The 17,340-nt window shown below is 68.9% G+C and carries 10 protein-coding genes and 4 pseudogenes; 11 read left to right on the top strand and 3 right to left on the bottom strand.

All coding sequences use genetic code 11. The annotated features are described in order from the left end of the window. Position 1: 1 nt before the first annotated feature. Positions 2 to 1,381, bottom strand: coding sequence for a sigma-54 interaction domain-containing protein (locus ACFJI0_RS23925; RefSeq protein WP_382322616.1), 1,380 nt, complete (start codon positions 1,379 to 1,381; stop codon positions 2 to 4). Between the two features lie 213 nt (positions 1,382 to 1,594). On the opposite strand from ACFJI0_RS23925, the gene ACFJI0_RS23920 reads away from it, so the two are divergent. Both ACFJI0_RS23920 and ACFJI0_RS23915 read left to right on the top strand, forming a co-directional pair. Continuing rightward, positions 1,595 to 2,377 (top strand): alpha/beta fold hydrolase, encoded by a 783-nt coding sequence (locus tag ACFJI0_RS23920; protein ID WP_382322615.1) that lies wholly within the window; start codon positions 1,595 to 1,597, stop codon positions 2,375 to 2,377. 22 nt (positions 2,378 to 2,399) lie between these two features. Continuing rightward, positions 2,400 to 3,966: pseudogene (locus tag ACFJI0_RS23915) on the top strand (MFS transporter); the annotation flags it as partial. Between the two features lie 118 nt (positions 3,967 to 4,084). Here ACFJI0_RS23915 and ACFJI0_RS23910 read toward each other — a convergent pair. Further along, entirely contained in the window at positions 4,085 to 4,990 is a 906-nt protein-coding gene (locus ACFJI0_RS23910) for a LysR substrate-binding domain-containing protein (protein WP_382322614.1), read from the bottom strand. A gap of 230 nt (positions 4,991 to 5,220) precedes the next feature. On the opposite strand from ACFJI0_RS23910, the gene phnD reads away from it, so the two are divergent. From phnD to phnY, 6 genes and pseudogenes are all read left to right on the top strand, one after another. Beyond that, positions 5,221 to 6,084 (top strand): phosphonate ABC transporter substrate-binding protein, encoded by an 864-nt coding sequence (gene phnD / locus ACFJI0_RS23905; protein WP_382325808.1) that lies wholly within the window; start codon positions 5,221 to 5,223, stop codon positions 6,082 to 6,084. Continuing rightward, on the top strand, positions 6,081 to 6,911 hold the full coding sequence (phnC, locus tag ACFJI0_RS23900; RefSeq protein ID WP_382322613.1) for a phosphonate ABC transporter ATP-binding protein: 831 nt from the start codon (positions 6,081 to 6,083) through the stop codon (positions 6,909 to 6,911). Before phnD ends, phnC begins: the two co-directional genes overlap by 4 nt. Beyond that, positions 6,908 to 7,726: a phosphonate ABC transporter, permease protein PhnE gene (gene phnE, locus ACFJI0_RS23895; RefSeq protein ID WP_382322612.1), complete on the top strand. Its 819-nt coding sequence runs from the start codon at positions 6,908 to 6,910 to the stop codon at positions 7,724 to 7,726. Before phnC ends, phnE begins: the two co-directional genes overlap by 4 nt. Then, positions 7,726 to 8,973, top strand: coding sequence for a phosphonoacetate hydrolase (phnA, locus tag ACFJI0_RS23890; RefSeq protein WP_382322611.1), 1,248 nt, complete (start codon positions 7,726 to 7,728; stop codon positions 8,971 to 8,973). Before phnE ends, phnA begins: the two co-directional genes overlap by 1 nt. Before the next feature lie 9 nt (positions 8,974 to 8,982). After that, a complete protein-coding gene (gene psrA / locus ACFJI0_RS23885) occupies positions 8,983 to 10,083 on the top strand; it encodes an iron-containing alcohol dehydrogenase PsrA (protein WP_382322610.1) in 1,101 nt (366 codons plus the stop codon). After that, positions 10,080 to 11,535 (top strand): annotated as a pseudogene (phnY, locus tag ACFJI0_RS23880) (phosphonoacetaldehyde dehydrogenase). The gene psrA and the pseudogene phnY overlap by 4 nt, the downstream one beginning before the upstream one ends. 7 nt (positions 11,536 to 11,542) lie before the next feature. Here the strand turns inward: phnY and ACFJI0_RS23875 are convergent. Then, positions 11,543 to 12,475: a LysR family transcriptional regulator gene (locus tag ACFJI0_RS23875; RefSeq protein WP_382322609.1), complete on the bottom strand. Its 933-nt coding sequence runs from the start codon at positions 12,473 to 12,475 to the stop codon at positions 11,543 to 11,545. Positions 12,476 to 12,616: 141 nt separating this feature from the next. Here ACFJI0_RS23875 and ACFJI0_RS23870 point away from each other — a divergent pair. From ACFJI0_RS23870 to ACFJI0_RS23860, 3 genes and pseudogenes are all read left to right on the top strand, one after another. Further along, positions 12,617 to 13,463: pseudogene (locus tag ACFJI0_RS23870) on the top strand (fumarylacetoacetate hydrolase family protein). A gap of 28 nt (positions 13,464 to 13,491) precedes the next feature. Then, positions 13,492 to 15,589, top strand: a pseudogene (locus ACFJI0_RS23865) (hydantoinase/oxoprolinase family protein). Beyond that, complete coding sequence (locus ACFJI0_RS23860) at positions 15,586 to 17,340, top strand: hydantoinase B/oxoprolinase family protein (RefSeq protein ID WP_382322608.1); 1,755 nt, start codon at positions 15,586 to 15,588, stop codon at positions 17,338 to 17,340. The pseudogene ACFJI0_RS23865 and the gene ACFJI0_RS23860 overlap by 4 nt, the downstream one beginning before the upstream one ends.

Genomic DNA, 17,340 nt, shown 5'->3' with positions numbered 1-17,340 from the left:
TTCAGCCCGCGCCCAGGCGGCGCAGCTCGCGGTAGAGCGAGGCCCGGCTGATGCCCAGCAGCCGCGCGGCCTCGTCTTTCCGGCCCTCGGCCGCGCGCAGGGCCTGGCGGATGCGCGCGTCCCGCTCGCGGTCCAGCCCGGCCTGCAGCGAGTAGCCGCCGTCCGCCGCATTCGCTGCATCCGCCACGGGGCGCCCGGTGTCGGCGCCCAGGCCGGCGTCCTCGTCCAGCGCCACCTCGCCCGAGAGCAGGAAGCGCAGCAGCGCGTTCTCCAGCTGGCGCGCATTGCCCGGCCAGGGGCACTGCACGAAGCGCGCGAGCACCGCCGCCGGCATGCGGCGCGGCTCCAGGCCCTCGCGCTGCGCCACGCGCTGCAGCAGCAGGCCGATGAAGTCCGCCAGGTCGTCGCGCTCGCGCAGCGCCGGCATGCGCAGGCCGGCCACGTTCAGGCGGTAGTACAGGTCGAGCCGGAAGGCGCCGCGCCGCACCAGGGCGGGCAGGTCGCGGTGGGTCGCGCAGACGATGCGCGTGTCGATCGCGATCGGCGCGGTGCCGCCCAGGCGCACGATCTCCTGGTTCTGCACCGCGCGCAGCAGGCTGGCCTGCAGGTGCAGCGGCATGTCGCCGATCTCGTCGAGGAACAGCGTGCCGCCGTTGGCGATCTCGAACTTGCCGGGCTTGCCCCGGGCGCGCGCGCCGGTGAAGGCGCCACTCTCGTAGCCGAACAGCTCCGCGTCGATCAGGCCCTCGGGGATGGAGGCGCAGTTCACCCACACGAAGGGGCGCCGCGCCCGCGCCGAGTGCGCGTGGATGGCGTGCGCGGCCAGTTCCTTGCCGCTGCCGCTCTCGCCCTGGATCAGCACCGGCAGCGCGTGCTGCGCGGCCTGCACGATGCGCGCGCGCAGGGCGTCCATGCGCGCGCCCGTGCCGATCAGGTCCTGCACGCCGTGGCGCGCCACCCAGCCGCTGCCCGCGCTGCGGATCGACAGGTCCTGCTGCGCCGCCAGCGCCACCGCCTTCTTCAGCGCATTCAGGTTGGAGAACAGCGCCAGCCCGACCGCGCCGATGATGCGGTCGTCCTGGTACACCGGCACCTGGCGCGCGAACAGCTGCTGCCCTCGCACCTCCAGCGGCACGCCCGTCACCACCGCCTCGCCCTGCGCCACGAGGTGCAGGCGCGTCTTCTCCGACACCACCTCGGTGATGTGGCGGCCGATGAAATCCTCCTGCCGGCCGCCGAGCAGGCGGCAGTAGGGCTCGTTGATCAGGACCACGCGCCCTTCGGTGTCGACGGCGACCAGGCAGTCCGACACGTGGTCCAGCAGGCGGCGCAGAAAGACCGCCTCGTTCTGGCCGGAGCCGAACCAGTCGGGAAAGGGCATGGTGGGTTCCTCTCGGTTCTCAGATTTGAGACGCGAATTTGAGACTAGCCGCCGGCCGCGAAACCGTCAATCGGGCCCAACGCGCGGTTTTTCCCTTGAGAAACAACGGTCTTGCCTCGCGGGGCGGCCGAGGCGCGCACTGGCACATGTCGTGCGAAGACGGGCAGGCCGCCTGGCGGCGGCTTTTCTCAGCCCAACCCTGGAGACCCCAAGATGAGTTCCACATTGATCGGCGACACGCGCGTCACGGTGCACGGCAGCGGCCCCACCCTGTTCCTGTGCCACGGCTTCACGACCACCGGCGCGTTCTGGCGCGAACAGATCGAGGCCTTCTCGACCACCCACCGGCTGGTCATCATCGACCTGCCCGGGCACGGCAGCTCGCCGCGCCCGGCCCACCGCGACTACACCATGGAGGCCTTCGTGAGCGACCTCGAACGGGTCTTCGACACGCTGCGCATCACCGAGGCCGTGCTCATCGGCCTCTCGATGGGGGGCACGATCGCCCAGGCCTTCGCGCTCAAGAACCCCCACCTTCTGCGCGCGCTGGTGCTCGTGGGCGCCACGCCCCACGGCCTGGGGCCGGACGTGCGCGTGGACAACGTGCTCAAGGCGATCGACGAACTGGGCGTGGAGCCGGCCAGCCAGGCGGTCATCGAGCGCTCGTTCGGCTCGGTGGCGCCGCGCGCGCTGATCGACTTCGCGCGCCAGGAGGTGACGCAGACGCCCGCCTTCGTCGCCCGCCAGGCGATCGCCTCGCTCAACGCGGCCGACTCGCGCGCGCAGCTGGCCCGGCTGCAGCTGCCGGCGCTGGTGGTCTGCGGCGAAGAGGACCGCATCACGCCGCCCGCCGAATCGCGCGCGCTGGCCCAGGGCCTGCCGCACGCCGAGCTGCTGCTGATCCCGCAGGCCGCGCACTTCCCCATGCTGGAGCAGCCGGCCGAGTTCAACGACGGCCTGCGCCACTTCATCGGCCGGCTTCCTGCGGTTCAATAAACACCATCACGGAGACAAGATCATGAGCACAACAACACCTTCCCCCGCCGAGACGCGCCGCGTCGTCTTCGCCGCCGCCCTCGGCACCGTGTTCGAGTGGTACGACTTCTTCATCTACGGCAGCCTGGCCGTGTTCTTCGGCGCCCTGTTCTTTCCGCAGGGCAACGAATCCGCCGCCATCCTCGCCTCGCTCGCCACCTTCGGCGCGGGCTTCGTGCTGCGGCCTTTCGGCGCCGTGTTCTTCGGCCGCCTGGGCGACACGGTGGGGCGCAAGAAAACCTTCCTCATCACCATGATGATCATGGGCGTCGCCCCCGCGGCCATCGGTTTCCTGCCGACCTTCGAGACCATCGGCTGGGCCGCGCCGGCCATCCTGGTCTCGCTGCGCCTGCTGCAGGGCCTGGCCATCGGGGGCGAGTTCGGCGGTGCCGTGACCTACATCGCCGAACACTCGCCGGTGCGCCGACGTGGCTTCATGACCAGCTGGCTGCAGATCACCGGCACCATCGGGCTGCTGCTGTCGCTGGCGGTCATCCTCGCGCTGCGCTCGGTGCTCAGCCCCGAGCAGTTCCTCGCCTGGGGCTGGCGCGTGCCCTTCATGCTCTCCATCCTGCTGCTGGCGTACTCCATGTACGTGCGCGCGCGCCTCGAAGAGTCGCCCGTGTTCCAGCAGATGAAGGCCGAAGGCCGGGGCTCGCGCAACCCGATCAAGGACACCTTCGCGCACGGCCCCACGCTGCGCATCGTGCTCGTCACCATCTTCGGCGCGGTCGCCGGCCAGGCCGTGATCTGGTACACCGCCCACTTCTACAGCCTGCAGTTCCTCACCGCCACGCTCAAGCTGCCGCCCCAGTCGGCCTACGCCTACCTCACCATCGCGCTCATCCTCGCCACGCCCTTCTTCGTGTTCTTCGGCTGGCTCTCCGACCTCATCGGGCGCAAGTGGATCATGCTCACGGGCTGCCTGCTCTCCGCGCTGCTCTTCATTCCCATCTTCGAAGGCATGGCGAAGTACGGCAACCCGGGCCTGCAGGAATTCCGCGAGCGCACGGTGGTGGTCATCGAAGGCGGCGACTGCCGCGAAGACCAGACCTTCATCGGCCAGCTGTTCCAGCCCAAGGCCACCAAGCCCTGCACGCGCGCGCGCTCCTTCCTCGCGGCCAACAGCGTGCCCTACACCATCCAGCCCGCCAGCGGCGAGCTGCGCGTGGTGCTGGGCGAGCAGCGCTGGGACGGCTTCGACCAGGCCGCGCTGCGCGAGGCGCTGATCGAGCGCGGCATGCCGGTGAGCGCCGACCCGGCGCGCATCAACGCGCCCATGGTGGTGCTGATGCTGTTCTGCCTGGTGTTCCTGGCGCACCATGGTCTACGGCCCCATGGGCGCCTTCCTGGTCGAGCAGTTCCCCACGCGCGTGCGCTACAGCGGCGTCTCGGTGGCCCTGCAGTTCGGCAACGGCTGGATCGGCGGCTTCGCCCCCTTCATCGCCACGGCCATGGTGGTCGCCTCGGGCAACATCTTCCAGGGGCTGGTCTACACCGTGGCGGTGTCGGCCCTCGCGGTGCTCATCGGCGCGCTCTTCGTGCGCGACCGACACCGCACGGGCATGGACGACGCCACGGGGATCGTCGAGGCGCCGGCCGTGGTCTCGCCGCCGGGCGCGCTGCAGGTGAAGAGCCCGCCCCTTCGGTAAAACCGTCCCTTCGCGCCTACCGTCCGTTGCCTTTCTTGCGGGCCGGCCGGTGGACGCCTTCGGTGGGCGGCGACACGGTCTCGAAGAACGCGTGCACCATGCGCGCGCTGCGCCGCTCGGCCAGGCACAGCACGTGCGCGTAGGTGTAGATGTCCGCGTCGCTGATGCTCACCAGGTGCAGGCCCGGGCCGGGCACGAACTCCACCGTGGACACCGCGGCGATGCCGATGTCCTGCGACACGGCCTCGCGGATCACCTCGCGGCTGCTGATCTCCATCACCACCTCGGGCTCCACGCCGGCCTTGTGCAAGGCCAGCTCCAGCGCCTTGCGCGTGGTCGAGCCCTGCTCGCGCAGGATCATGCGCTCGCCCTGCAGCTCGGCCAGCCGGATGCTGCGGCGCCGCGCGAAGCGGTGCTCGCTGGAGGTGAAGATGCCCACCGGGTGGCGGCTGAACGGCACCGAGAGGAAACGGTCGTCCTTCACCAGCTGCGCGAGCACGCCCACGTCGGCGCGGTAGTCGAGCAGGCGGTCCAGCACGTCCTGCGAGTTGCCGGTGCTCACGCTGACCTTGATGGCCGGGTAGTGCTGGCTGAAGTCCGCCAGCATCCGGGTCACGTGGTACGGCCCCACGGCCGCCACGCGCAGCTGGCCGGTGCGCAGCTCGCCCGCGTCGCGCAGCAGGCTCACCGCGTCGCCCTCCAGGCTGAAGATGTTCTGCGCCAGCTGCATCAGCTGTTCGCCCAGCTGCGTGAGCTGCACGCGGCGACCGCTGCGGTGGAACAGCTCCACCTTGTAGCTCTCCTCGAGAAAGCGCACCTGCGTGGTGATGGTGGGCTGGCTCACGTGCAGGTGCTCCGCGGCCTTGGTGAAACTGCCCATGCGGGCCACGGCGTAGAAGGATCGGAGCTGAGTCAGTCGCATAGAAAAATTGTATAGAACTCCGCCAATCTTTGAATTGGTCTCGGCTGAACGGCGGTGGTTTACTGCGTCCAGAGCGGTGCAGGAGTCGACAGAACCACCGGACGCTCGTGATTTTTCATCGTTGTCACAGGCGCGTCACACCCGGCTGAAAAACTCCAAGCCGGGCAAGTCCGCTCAGTCGAAGATGGAGAATTTTCATGCCCCTACAAACCCCCGGAGACAAGCTCATGATGAATCGCAGAAAGGTGCTGATCGGCACCGCCGCCACCGTGGCCGGCACGATCGCCTTCCCCGCCCGCTCGCAACAGGTGCTCACCGTCGGCCTGATCCCGTCGGAAGACTCCCGCGCCATGATCGCCAACAGCCAGAAGATGATGGACATGCTGTCCGCCGCGCTGGGCATGCCGGTCAAGCCCTTCGTGGCGGCCGACTACAACGGCGTGATCGAGGCGCTGCGCTCCAAGCGCCTGGACGTGGCCTACCTCGGCCCGTTCTCGTACGTGCTCGGCGCCACCATCGCGCCCATCGAGGCCTTCGCCGTGGCCGAAACCAAGAAGGCCGGGCGCACGTTCTATTACAGCCAGGTGATCGCGCACAAGGACAGCGGCATCAGGACCGTGGCCGACTTGAAGGGCAAGACCTTCGCCTTCGTCGACCCCAGTTCCACCTCGGGCCACCTGTTCCCCAAGGCCGGTCTCATGAAGGCCGGCTTCGACACCGACAAGGACTTCGGCCGCGTGATCTTCTCGGGCTCGCACGACTCCAGCGCGATCGCCGTGCAGAACAAGAAGGTGGACGCCGCCGCCATCGCCGACCGCATCCTGGACGCGGCCATCGCCAAGGGCCTGGCCAAGCGCGAGGACCTGGTCGAGGTGTGGAAGTCCGACCCCATCCCCGAGTCGCCCACCGTGTGGCGCACCGACCTGCCGGCCGATCTCAAGAAGCGCGTGCAGGCCGCCTTCCTGCAGGTCAAGGACATCCCCTGGTCCGACCAGGGCCAGCTCAACGGCTTCCACCCCACCAACGACGCGGCCTACAACGTGATCCGCGACACCGCCAAGCTGCTCAACCTCGATCTGAGGAAGATGAAATGATCGAGATCCGCAACCTCACCAAGCGCTACGGCGACTTCGTGGCCTTGCACGACGTCAGCCTGAGCGTGCGCCAGGGCGAGTTCGTGGTGATCCTGGGCGCCTCGGGCGCGGGCAAGTCCACGCTGCTGCGCTGCATCAACCACCTCGCCGAGCCCTCGGGCGGCGAGATCCGGGTGGACGGCGAGCTCTCGCGCGGCGACCGCGCCGGCCTGCGCAAGGTGCGCCGCGACGTGGCCATGATCTTCCAGCACTACAACGTGGTGCCGCGCCTCTCGGTGCTGAAGAACGTGCTCACCGGCCGCCTGGGCTCCATGCCCGCGCTGATGTCGTGGTTCCAGCTGTTCCCGCGCGAGGACATCGACGCCGCGCGCGAATGCCTGCGCCGCGTCGAGCTTGAGCACAAGGCCGACGTGCGCACCGACACCCTCTCGGGCGGGCAGAAGCAGCGCGTGGGCATCGCCCGCGCCCTGGCGCAGCACCCCAAGGTGATCCTGGCCGACGAGCCCGTGGCCAGCCTGGACCCCAAGACCTCGCGCAAGGTGCTGCGCTACCTGCAGCAGGCCAGCCGCGACTCCGGCATCACCGTGATCTGCAACCTGCACCAGGTGGACTACGCGCGCGAGTTCGGCCAGCGCGTGATCGGTGTGGCCGGCGGGCGCATCGTGTTCGAGGGCCGGCCCGACGAACTCACCGACGAGGTGCTGCAGCGCATCTACCCCGGCGGCCTCGAAGGCCCGACCCCACCCGACGCACCGGCGGCCTCGGTGGCCGCGCCGTCCCCTGTCGCGGCGCACGCCGCTCCCCAACTGGCTTTGGAGCAACCATGATCGGCATCGGACGCTACAACCTGCTCGTCGCCAAGAGCGGCGGCAACGACGGCTGGTGGAAATACGCCGTCACCGGCCTGGCCCTGCTCGCCGTCATCTGGTGGGCCGCCATCGGCAGCCAGGTCAGCTTCAGCGAACTGGTCAAGGGCGCGCCCTGGATCGGCGACTTCCTCTCGCGCATGTTCCCGCCCAACTGGGAATTCGCGTCCAAGCTGGTCACGCCCGCCATCGAGACCGTGCAGATCGCGATCTGGGGCACGCTGCTGGCTTTCGTGCTCGCGGTGCCGGTGTGTTTCCTGGCCGCGCGCAACCTCTCGCCGCACCCCGTGGTGTTCCACTTCATGCGCCAGGTGCTCAACATCATGCGCGGCATCAACGAGATCATCCTCGCGCTGATCTTCGTCGCCGCCGTCGGCCTGGGCCCGTTCCCCGGTGTGCTGGCCCTCGCGCTGCACGGCGCCGGCATGCTGGGCAAGTTCTTCGCCGAGTCCATCGAAGACATCGACCAGGGCCCGATCGAAGCCCTGCGCTCCACCGGCGCGGGCCCGATCCAGATCATCATCTTCGGCGTGCTGCCGCAGGTGGTCACGACCTGGATCGCCGTCATCCTCTACCGCTTCGAGACCAACCTGCGCCAGGCCACCGTGCTGGGCATGGTGGGCGCGGGCGGCATCGGCTTCGAACTGGTGGGCAGCATGAAGCTGTTCCAGTACCAGGACACGGCCACCTGCATTCTCGTGATCGTGGCCATGGTCATGACCGCCGATTACGTTTCCAGCAAGCTTCGCGCTTGGATCCAACAAGGAGCACGTTGATGGCCCCGGACCAATTCAAACTCAAGGTCAATGACCGCGAGTACAACAAGCCGGCGCAGCCGGTGGTGGTGGTGTGTGTCGATGGCTGCGAGCCCGACTACATCACGCAGGCCATCCAGGCCGGCGTGGCACCCTTCCTGAAAAAGATGCTGGCCAAGGGCACCTCGCTGGTCGGCGACTGCGTGGTCCCCAGCTTCACCAACCCGAACAACCTGTCCATCGTCACCGGCGCGCCACCCTCGGTGCACGGCATCTGCGGCAACTACTTCCTCGACACCGCGCTGGGCAAGGAAGTGATGATGAACGACCCGGCCTACCTGCGGGCCGAGACGCTGCTGGCCGCGTTCTCCCGGGCCGGTGCGAGCGTGGCCGTGGTCACCGCCAAGGACAAGCTGCGCACCCTGCTGGGCCACCAGCTCCAGGGCGGCATCTGCTTCTCGGCCGAGAAGGCCGACAAGGCCACCGTGGCCGACAGCGGCATCGACCGGGTGCTCGAGCTCGTGGGCAAGCCCGTGCCCTCGGTCTACAGCGCCGACCTGAGCGAGTTCGTGTTCGCCGCCGGTGTGAAGCTGCTGGAGGCGCGCCGCCCCGACCTGATGTACCTCTCCACCACCGACTACGTGCAGCACAAGTGCGCGCCGGGCACGCAGGGCGCGAACGACTTCTACGCCATGATGGACGGTTACCTCGCCCAACTCGACGCGCTCGGTGCCGTGATCGCGCTCACCGCCGACCACGGCATGAGCCCCAAGACCGACGCCGCCGGCCAGCCGCGCATCGTCTTCCTGCAGGAGGTGCTGGACGAAACCGCCGGGGCCGATGGCAGCCGCGTGATCTTGCCCATCACCGACCCCTACGTGGTGCACCACGGCGCGCTCGGCTCCTTCGCCACCGTCTACCTGCCGCGCGGCGCGAACGCCCGCACCATCGCCAGCGCCCTCATGAGCCACGACGGCATCGAAGCCGTGCTCACGCGCGACGAGGCCGCCGACCGCTTCGAGCTGCCGCCCGACCGCATCGGCGACCTGGTGGTGATCTCCGACCACCTCACCGTGCTGGGCACGCGCGCCGCCGAACACGACCTCAGCGGCCTGACCGTGCCGCTGCGCTCGCACGGCGGCCTGTCCGAACAGAAGGTGCCGCTGCTGTTCAACCGGAAGCTGCAAGGCCTGCTCCCCGGGCGCCGGCTGCGCAACTTCGACATCTTCGACCTGGCGCTCAACCACGCCGTGCTCACGACCGCCTGAAGGCTTTCCATGACCGCGAACTACTTCAATCCCGTGCACAGCGTGTACGGGCCAGGGGCCCTGTTGTCTCTGCCGAAGCTGCTGGGGGGCCGCAAGGCCGCCCTGGTGACCTTCCCCGAGGCGCGCCAGCTCGGCCTGCTGGCCCGGCTGGAGGGCGTGCTCGGCGCGCAGCTGGCCTGCGTGATCGACCAGGTGCTGCCCAACCCCGACGTGGCCGAGCTCGCCGCGACGCACGAGGCCTTCTGGCGCGAACACGCCGACGTGGAGGTCATCGTGGCCGTCGGTGGCGGCAGCGCCATCGACACCGCCAAGGCGCTCATGGTCGGCACCGCCAGCGGCCGCTTCCAGGAGCTGGTCGACCTGCTGCGCACCGGCGCGGCCTTCACGCCGCACGCGGTCAAGACCCTGATCGCCGTGCCCACCACCGCCGGCACCGGCAGCGAGGTCACGCCCTGGGCCACCATCTGGGACCGGGAAAGCCAGAAGAAGTACTCGCTGCACCTGCCGCAGACCTGGCCCACGGCGGCCCTCATCGACCCCGAGTTGATGCTCTCGCTGCCGCCCGCGGTGACGCTGCAGAGCGGGCTCGATGCCTTGTCGCACGCGCTCGAATCGATCTGGAACGTCAACGCCAACCCGGTCTCGGACGCGTTCGCGATCTCGGCGGTGAAGGACATCCTGGACGTGCTGCCGCGCCTGATGCGCGAGCTCGGCAACCTGGAGCTGCGCGGGCGCATGGCGCTGGCCGCGCTCAAGGCCGGCATGGCGTTCTCCAACACCAAGACGGCGCTGGCGCACTCCATCTCCTACGAGATGACGCTGCGCTACGGCCTGCCGCACGGCATCGCCTGCTCCTTCCCGCTGCCCATGGTGCTGGCGCGCGCCATCGGCCGCCGGGACGACCGCGACGCGGTGCTCGAGCAGGCGCTGGGCGGGCCGCTGTCCAGCGCCCCCGTGCGCCTGGCGCGCTTCATCGAACAGTTCGGCGTCGGCACGCGCTTCTGCGACTACGGCGTGAGCGACGAAGAAGCCGAACAGATGGTGCTGCACGCCCAGGGTGGCGCGCGCGGCAAGAATTTCATTGGCAGCGCCGAGGAGACCCTGGCATGAACGCACGCAACCCCTTGCGCGACAGCGAACACTTCCGCGCCGAGGCGCTGCGCATCGGCGGCGAGCGCATCGCGCGCGAACGCACGCTCGACGTGATCAACCCCTACAACCGCGAGCGCGTGGGCACCGTGCCCCTGCGCAGCACTGGACGACGTGCGCCGCGCGTACCACATCGCCCACGCCTACCAGGCCCAGCTCACGCGCTACGAGCGCTCCAGCATCCTGCAGAAGGCCTCGGCCCTGCTGCGCGCGCGCGCCGACGAGGCCTCCACGCTGATCACGCTGGAGTCGGGCCTGTGCAAGAAGGACTCGATGTACGAAATCGGCCGCGTGGCCGACGTGCTGGTGTTCGGCGCCAACGAGGCGCTGCGCGACGACGGCCAAGTGTTCTCCTGCGACCTCACGCCGCACGGCAAGAAGCGCAAGGTCATCACCATGCGCGAGCCGCTGCAAGGCGTGATCACCGCCATCACGCCGTTCAACCACCCCATGAACCAGGTGGCGCACAAGGTGGTGCCCAGCATCGCGACCAACAACCGCATGGTGCTCAAGCCCTCCGAGAAGGTGCCGCTCTCGGCCTACTTCCTGGCCGACATCCTGTACGAGGCCGGCCTGCCGCCCGAGATGTTCCAGGTCATCACCGGCGACCCGCGCGAGATCGCCGACGAGATGCTGGTCAACGAGCACGTGGACCTGATCACCTTCACCGGCGGGGTGCCCATCGGCAAGTACATCGCGCAGAAGGCCGGTTACCGCCGCATCGTGCTCGAACTCGGTGGCAACGACCCGCTGATCGTGATGGAGGACGCCGACCTCGACAAGGCCTCCGACCTCGCGGTGCAGGGCTCGTACAAGAACTCGGGCCAGCGCTGCACCGCGGTCAAGCGCATGCTGGTGCAGGCCTCGGTGGCGGCCGAGTTCACCGAACTCGTGGTGGAGAAGACCCGCCGCTGGCAGCACGGCGACCCCATGGACGCCAAGATGGACATGGGCACCGTGATCGACGCCCAGGCCGCCGAGCGCTTCCAGGCCCTGGTGAACGAAGCCGTATCGCAGGGCGCGCGCCTGCTCACCGGCAACCAGCGCGAGGGCGCGCTCTACGCACCGACCGTGCTCGACAACGTGCGGCCCGAGATGACCGTGGTGCGCGAGGAAACCTTCGGCCCGGTCTCGCCCATCATCACCTTCCGCGACATCGACGAAGCCATCCGCATCTCCAACGGCACGGCCTACGGTCTCTCGTCCGGCATCTGCACCAACCGCATGGACCACGCGACGCGCTTCGCGAAAGAGCTGGTGGTGGGCACGGTGAATGTGTGGGAAGTGCCAGGCTACCGCATCGAACTCACGCCCTTCGGCGGCATCAAGGACTCGGGCCTGGGCTACAAGGAAGGCGTGCAGGAGGCCATGAAGTCCTTCTGCAACGGCAAGACCTTCACCCTGCCCTGGTGAACCGGGACTAGAGGGCGGGTGAACCGCCGGGTTCGCTGAGCCGGTTGCCCCAGCCCTCCACCGTCTCGCGCAGCATGCGCGCGACGATCTTGCTCGCCGGCGTGAGCTGGCCCTGTTTGGGCAGGGCCAGGGTCACGTGGCGCCGCAGGTCGGGGTTGACCACGCGCGAGGCGCGCAGCCGGCCCGCGCGCAGCTCGGCGTCGATGGAGAACGGCCCGAGCAGCGAGTACAGCCCGCGCGTGTGCGCCACCAGCTCGCGCTGCACGCGCAGCGAATCGGCCTCCACCTCGGCCTGCAGCACGAAGCCCTTGCTGCGCGCCGTCTCGTCCAGCACCGCGCGCCAGTGCGCGGGCCGCCGCGGCAGCACCAGGCGCAGCCCGGCCAGGCGCGCGAATTCGAAGGTGTCGTTCTGCGTCAATGGGTCGTCCGGCCGCGACACCAGGTAGGTGCCCGCCACGGCCAGCAGCTGCTCGTCCGCGCTGGTGGGCTTCTGGTAGCGGAACAGGATCGCCATGTCCACGCTGCCCATGTCCAGCAGCGTGTCCAGCTCGCCGCCCTGGCCCTCGCGCACGTTGAGCTTGATCTTCGGAAACTCCGCCTGCAGGCGCAGGAACACGTGGGTGATCAGCGGGTGCGCCGCCGAGGGCAGGATGCCCAGCCGCACCTCGCCCATGGGCTCGCCGGCGTCGATGCGGATGTCGGCCAGCAGCTGGTCCGTGTCGCGCACCCAGCCGCGCACGCGCGCCTCCACGTGGCGGCCCAGGTCGGTCAGCGTCACGCCGCGCCCGGTGCGCCGGAACAGCGCGCCGCCGCACTGTTTCTCCAGCTCGCCGATCTGCCGGCTGATGTGCGACTGCACCGTCTGGCGCAGCGCCGCTGCCTTGGTGAAGCTGCCGAGTTCGGCCACCTCGAGGAACAGCCGGAAGTCGTTGGGGTTCATGGGGTCTCCGGTTCTGATATGCCAATCAAGGCATGTCTGAAATCTCCGTTTGCATTCTAGGCAGATGGCGGGCGCTTTCCTAGACTGCGTCCCCATCACCCCCGCGCTGCCCGCAGCGCCCCACCCGGAGACAAGCCCACCATGCGTTTCGCCAGCTTTGAGACCGACGGCCGCGCCACCTACGGGGTGGTCGGCAGCGACGGCCGCCACACCCCGGTGCCCGCCGCCTTCCAGGCGCGCCACGCCGACCTGAAAGCCGCCATCGCCGCCAACGCGCTCGGTGAACTGAACGGCCTGGCCGGCCCCTCGCTCGCGCCCGAGCAGGTGCGCCTGCTGCCCGTGATCCCCAACCCCGGCAAGCTGATCTGCGTGGGCCTGAACTACAAGAGCCACGTGGCCGAGACCAAGCGCGCCGACAGCGAACACCCCTCGCTGTTCCTGCGCTTCAACGACAGCCTGGCCGCGCACGGCGACACCGTGCTGCGCCCCGCGTTTTCCGACCGCTTCGACTGGGAGGGCGAACTCGCCTTCGTGATCGGCCAGGGCGGCCGCCACATCGCGAAGGAAGACGCCTTCGAGCACATCGCCGGTTATGCCTGCTTCAACGACGTGAGCGTGCGCGACTGGCAGAAACACACCCACCAGTTCACGCCCGGCAAGAACTTCCCCGGCACCGGCCCCTTCGGCCCCTGGCTGCGCCACGCGCGACGAGGTGCCCGACGTGACGAAGCTGCAGCTCGAAACCCGCGTCAACGGCCAGGTGATGCAGCACGCCAGCGTGGGCGACCTGATCTTCGACATCCCGACCATCGTGGCCTACATCTCGCGCTTCACGCCGCTCTCGCCCGGCGACGTGATCGCCACCGGCACGCCCGGCGGCGTGGGCGACCGCCGCGAGCCGCCGCTCTACATGAAAGAAGGCGACGTGGTCGAGGTCGAGATCACCGGCCTCGGAATTCTCCGCAACCCGATCGGCGTCACGGCATGACTGGCCGCACGCACCCGAGGAACACACCATGAGCAACACCAACCTCACCCCCCATGACGCGCGGCTGCGCGTCGCCGTCGACATCGGCGGCACCTTCACCGACATGGCCGCCTTCGACGAAGTCACCGGCCAGCTGCTGTTCGGCAAGGCCCTGTCCACCCATGGCCAGCTGGTCAACGGCATCCAGGCCACGCTGGACAGCGCGAACATCGACCTGCGCGACGGCCACCTGTTCCTGCACGGCTCCACCATCGCCATCAACACCCTGCTGGAGCGCAACGGCGCCAAGACCGCGCTGCTGATCACCGAGGGCTTTCGCGACATCTACGAGATCGGCCGCGTCAACCGGCCCGACGCCTACAACCTGTTCTTCAACAAGCACGAGCCGCTGGTCAAGCGCTCGCTGCGCTACGAAGTGGCCGAGCGCCTGCGCGCCGACGGCAGCACGCACAAGGCGCTGGACGAGGCCGCCGTGCGCGAGCTGGCGCGCGAACTCGGCGGAAAAAACATCGAGGCCGTGGCCGTGCTGCTGCTGCACTCCTACCGCAACCCGGCGCACGAACAGCGCGTGAAACAGATCCTGCAGGAGGAACTGCCCGGCGCCTTCGTCTGCGCCTCGCACGAGCTGAGCCAGGAATACCGCGAGTTCGAGCGCGTCTCCACCGCCGTGGCGAACGCCTACGTGGGCCCGCGCGTCTCGGCCTACCTCGGCCAGCTCGAAGAGCATTTGAGCAACAAGGGCTTCGAGGGCGACTTCTACGTGGTGCAGTCCACCGGCGGCCTGTTCCCCAGCGAGCACGCGCGGCGCGACTGCGTGCGCATGCTGGAGTCCGGCCCGGCGGCCGGCGTGATCGGCGCCCAGGCCATCTGCGCCCAGCTCGGCATGGGCGACGCCATCGCCTTCGACATGGGCGGCACCACCGCCAAGGCCGGCGTGATCAGCGAAGGCCGGCCGCTGACCACCGGCAGCGCGCTCATCGGCGGCTACGAGCGCGCCCTGCCGATCCAGATCCCGATGATGGACATCCATGAGGTCGGCACCGGCGGCGGCTCCATCGCCCGCGTGGAAACCGGCAACGCGCTGCGCGTGGGCCCGCAGAGCGCGGGCTCCATCCCCGGCCCCGTGGCCTACGGCCGCGGCGGCACCGAACCCACCGTGACCGACGCCAACCTGGTGCTCGGCCGCCTCGACGCCGACCACTTCCTCGGCGGCGAACTCAAGCTCGACCTGGCCGGCACGCAGCGCCAGATGGAAGAGCGCGCTGCGCAAGCCCCTGGGGCTGGACACCACCGCCGCCGCCGACGGCATCCTGCGCATCGCCGTCACCCAGATGTCGCACGCGGTCAAGGCCGTGACCACCGAGCGCGGTCTGGACGCCGGCAGCTTCACCATGGTGGTCTACGGCGGCGCCGGCCCGCTGCACGCCTCGGCCATCGCGCGCGAGATCGGCATCCGCAAGGTGCTCATCCCGTACGCGCCGGGTTATTTCTCGGCCTACGGCATGCTGTTCTCCGACCTGCGCTACGACTACGTGCGCTCGGTGTTCCGCAAGCTCAACGACGTGTCCTTCGACGAGATCGAAGCGCTCTACAAGGGCATGGAAGACGAAGGCCGCGCCGCGCTCGCCGCCTCCGGCATCACGCCCGACGGCATCGTGATCGAGCGCGCCGCCGACATGCGCTACGTGGGCCAGGAGCATGCCGTCACGGTGGACCTGCCCGGCGCTTTCTTCGTCGACAAGGACCGCTCGGCCATCAAGAACCACTTCGACCAGGTGCACAAGGTGCGCTACGGCACCTCCGCGCCTCAGGAAGCGGCCGACCTCGTGAGCCTGCGCGTGACCGTGCTCGGCACCATGAAGAAACCGCCGCGCCACCATGTGGACGAAGGCGCGGCACAGCCCGAAGCCGCCGCCCTGCGCGGCACCAAGCCGGTGTACTTCCGCGCCGGCGGCTGGGCCGACACGCCCATCTACAAACGCGACCTGCTGCGCGCCGGCAACCTCATCAGCGGCCCGGCCCTCATCGAAGAACACGCCTCCACCACCGTGGTCCAGCCCGGCGACGAACTGCGCGTCGACGGCCTGGGCAACCTGCAAATCGCCATCGGGAGTGACCGCTCATGAACACACGAGACCTGCCCAGCACGACGGTTGACCCCGTCACCGTCGAGATCATCCGCAACGGCCTCTTCGCCGTGACGGAGGAGATGAAGACCAACCTCACGCGCACCGCCTACAACCTCATCATCTATGAAGCGCTGGACTTCACGGTGGGCCTGTTCACCAAGGAAGGCGACACCGTCTCCATCGGCCTGGGTCTGCCCATGTTCATCCGCGGCATGGCCGAGACGGTGAAGGCGAAGATCAAACATTTCGGTGTTGAGAACATCAAGCCGGGCGACATCCTCGTCACCAACGACGCCTACACCACTGGCAGCCACCTGAACCACTTCACCTTCACCATGCCGGTGTTCCACGAAGGGCAGCTCGAAGGCTTCACCTGCTGCATGGCGCACTGGCTCGACGTGGGCGGCACCCTGGGCAACGTGACCACCGACATCTTCAGCGAAGGCATCCAGATCCCGATCGTGAAGTACCAGCGCGAAGGCGTGGTCAACCAGGACCTGATCGACATCATCGCCATGAACGTGCGCATGCCCGAGCGCGCGCTGGGCGACCTGCGCGCGCAGATCACCGCCATCACCACCGGCGAGCGCCGCTACGTGGAGCTGCTGCAGCGCTACGGTGCCGACGCGGTCAACGGCTCGATCCGCCAGATCATGGACTCCAGCGAGGCCGTGGCGCGCAAGAACACGCTGTCGATCCCCGACGGCGTGTACGAAGCCGAGTCCTACATGGACGACGACGGCCTGGAGATCGGCAAGCGCATCCCCATCCGCGTCAAGGTCACCGTGAAGGGCGACGAGATGACGGTGGACCTCTCCGACGTGAGCAAGCAGGTGCGCGGTTTCTACAACTCGGGCTTCACCACCGGCATCGCCTGCGCGCAGGTGGCCTACAAGTGCCTCACCACGCCCACCGACTACCCGGTCAACGACGGCAGCTTCCGCTCGCTCAAGGTCATCATGCCTATGGGCACCGTCATCAGCGCCGAGCGCCCCTACCCGATGCGCGTGTGGATGACCTTCCCCATGACGGTGATCGACACCATCTTCAAGGCGCTCGCGCCCGCGATTCCCGACCGCGCCATCGCCGGCCACCACGCCGACCTGGTGTTCCCCAACATCCACGGCATCTCGCCCGAAGACGGCCGTTTGTTCATCGTGGGCATCGGCCCGCTGGGCGGCGGCTGGGGCGCCAAGAGCACCGAAGACGGCGTGTCCGTCACCGTCTGCATCAACGACGGCGACACCCACAACAGCCCGACCGAACAGCTCGAAGCCAAGTACCCGGTGCTGGTCGAGAAGTACGAGATCCGCCAGGACAGCGCGGGCGCCGGCAAGTACCGCGGCGGCCTGGGTGCCGAGATGGTGGTGCAGGCGCTCTCGCCCTTCACCGTCACCACCCGCATCGACCGCGTGCACTGCAAGCCCTGGGGCCTGGAAGGCGGCGGCGACGCCATGGGCAACGGCCTGGCCGTGCGCCACAAGGGCGAGTGGAAGAGCGACCACCTCAACGCCAAGATCTTCAACGTGCGCCTGGAGCGCGGCGACGCCTACAAGATGCTCTCGGGCGGCGGCGGTGGCTTCGGCAGCCCGCTGGAGCGCGAGGCCGAGAAGGTGGCCGAGGACGTGCGCGAAGGCTATGTGAGCGCCGAGGTGGCGCGCGAGGTCTACCGCGTGGCGCTCGACGGGCAACAGCAGCTCGACGCCGCCGCCACGGCCCGGCTGCGCGCCGCCGCCGCGCAGGCCTGA

Source organism: Hydrogenophaga sp. UC242_53 (genome assembly GCF_042696965.1).
Lineage (GTDB): Bacteria > Pseudomonadota > Gammaproteobacteria > Burkholderiales > Burkholderiaceae_C > Hydrogenophaga.
The sequence above is the reverse complement of the archived record's forward strand: the minus strand, read 5'-3'. Positions and strand labels throughout refer to the sequence as shown.

Coding starts and splice junctions, on each gene's coding strand:
- phnE (WP_382322612.1), top strand. CDS start 6,908: ATGATCGGCATCGGACGCTACAACCTGCTCGTCGCCAAGAGCGGCGGC.
- phnA (WP_382322611.1), top strand. CDS start 7,726: ATGGCCCCGGACCAATTCAAACTCAAGGTCAATGACCGCGAGTACAAC.
- ACFJI0_RS23875 (WP_382322609.1), bottom strand. CDS start 12,475: ATGAACCCCAACGACTTCCGGCTGTTCCTCGAGGTGGCCGAACTCGGC.
- ACFJI0_RS23925 (WP_382322616.1), bottom strand. CDS start 1,381: ATGCCCTTTCCCGACTGGTTCGGCTCCGGCCAGAACGAGGCGGTCTTT.
- phnC (WP_382322613.1), top strand. CDS start 6,081: ATGATCGAGATCCGCAACCTCACCAAGCGCTACGGCGACTTCGTGGCC.
- ACFJI0_RS23860 (WP_382322608.1), top strand. CDS start 15,586: ATGAACACACGAGACCTGCCCAGCACGACGGTTGACCCCGTCACCGTC.
- ACFJI0_RS23920 (WP_382322615.1), top strand. CDS start 1,595: ATGAGTTCCACATTGATCGGCGACACGCGCGTCACGGTGCACGGCAGC.
- phnD (WP_382325808.1), top strand. CDS start 5,221: ATGAATCGCAGAAAGGTGCTGATCGGCACCGCCGCCACCGTGGCCGGC.
- psrA (WP_382322610.1), top strand. CDS start 8,983: ATGACCGCGAACTACTTCAATCCCGTGCACAGCGTGTACGGGCCAGGG.
- ACFJI0_RS23910 (WP_382322614.1), bottom strand. CDS start 4,990: ATGCGACTGACTCAGCTCCGATCCTTCTACGCCGTGGCCCGCATGGGC.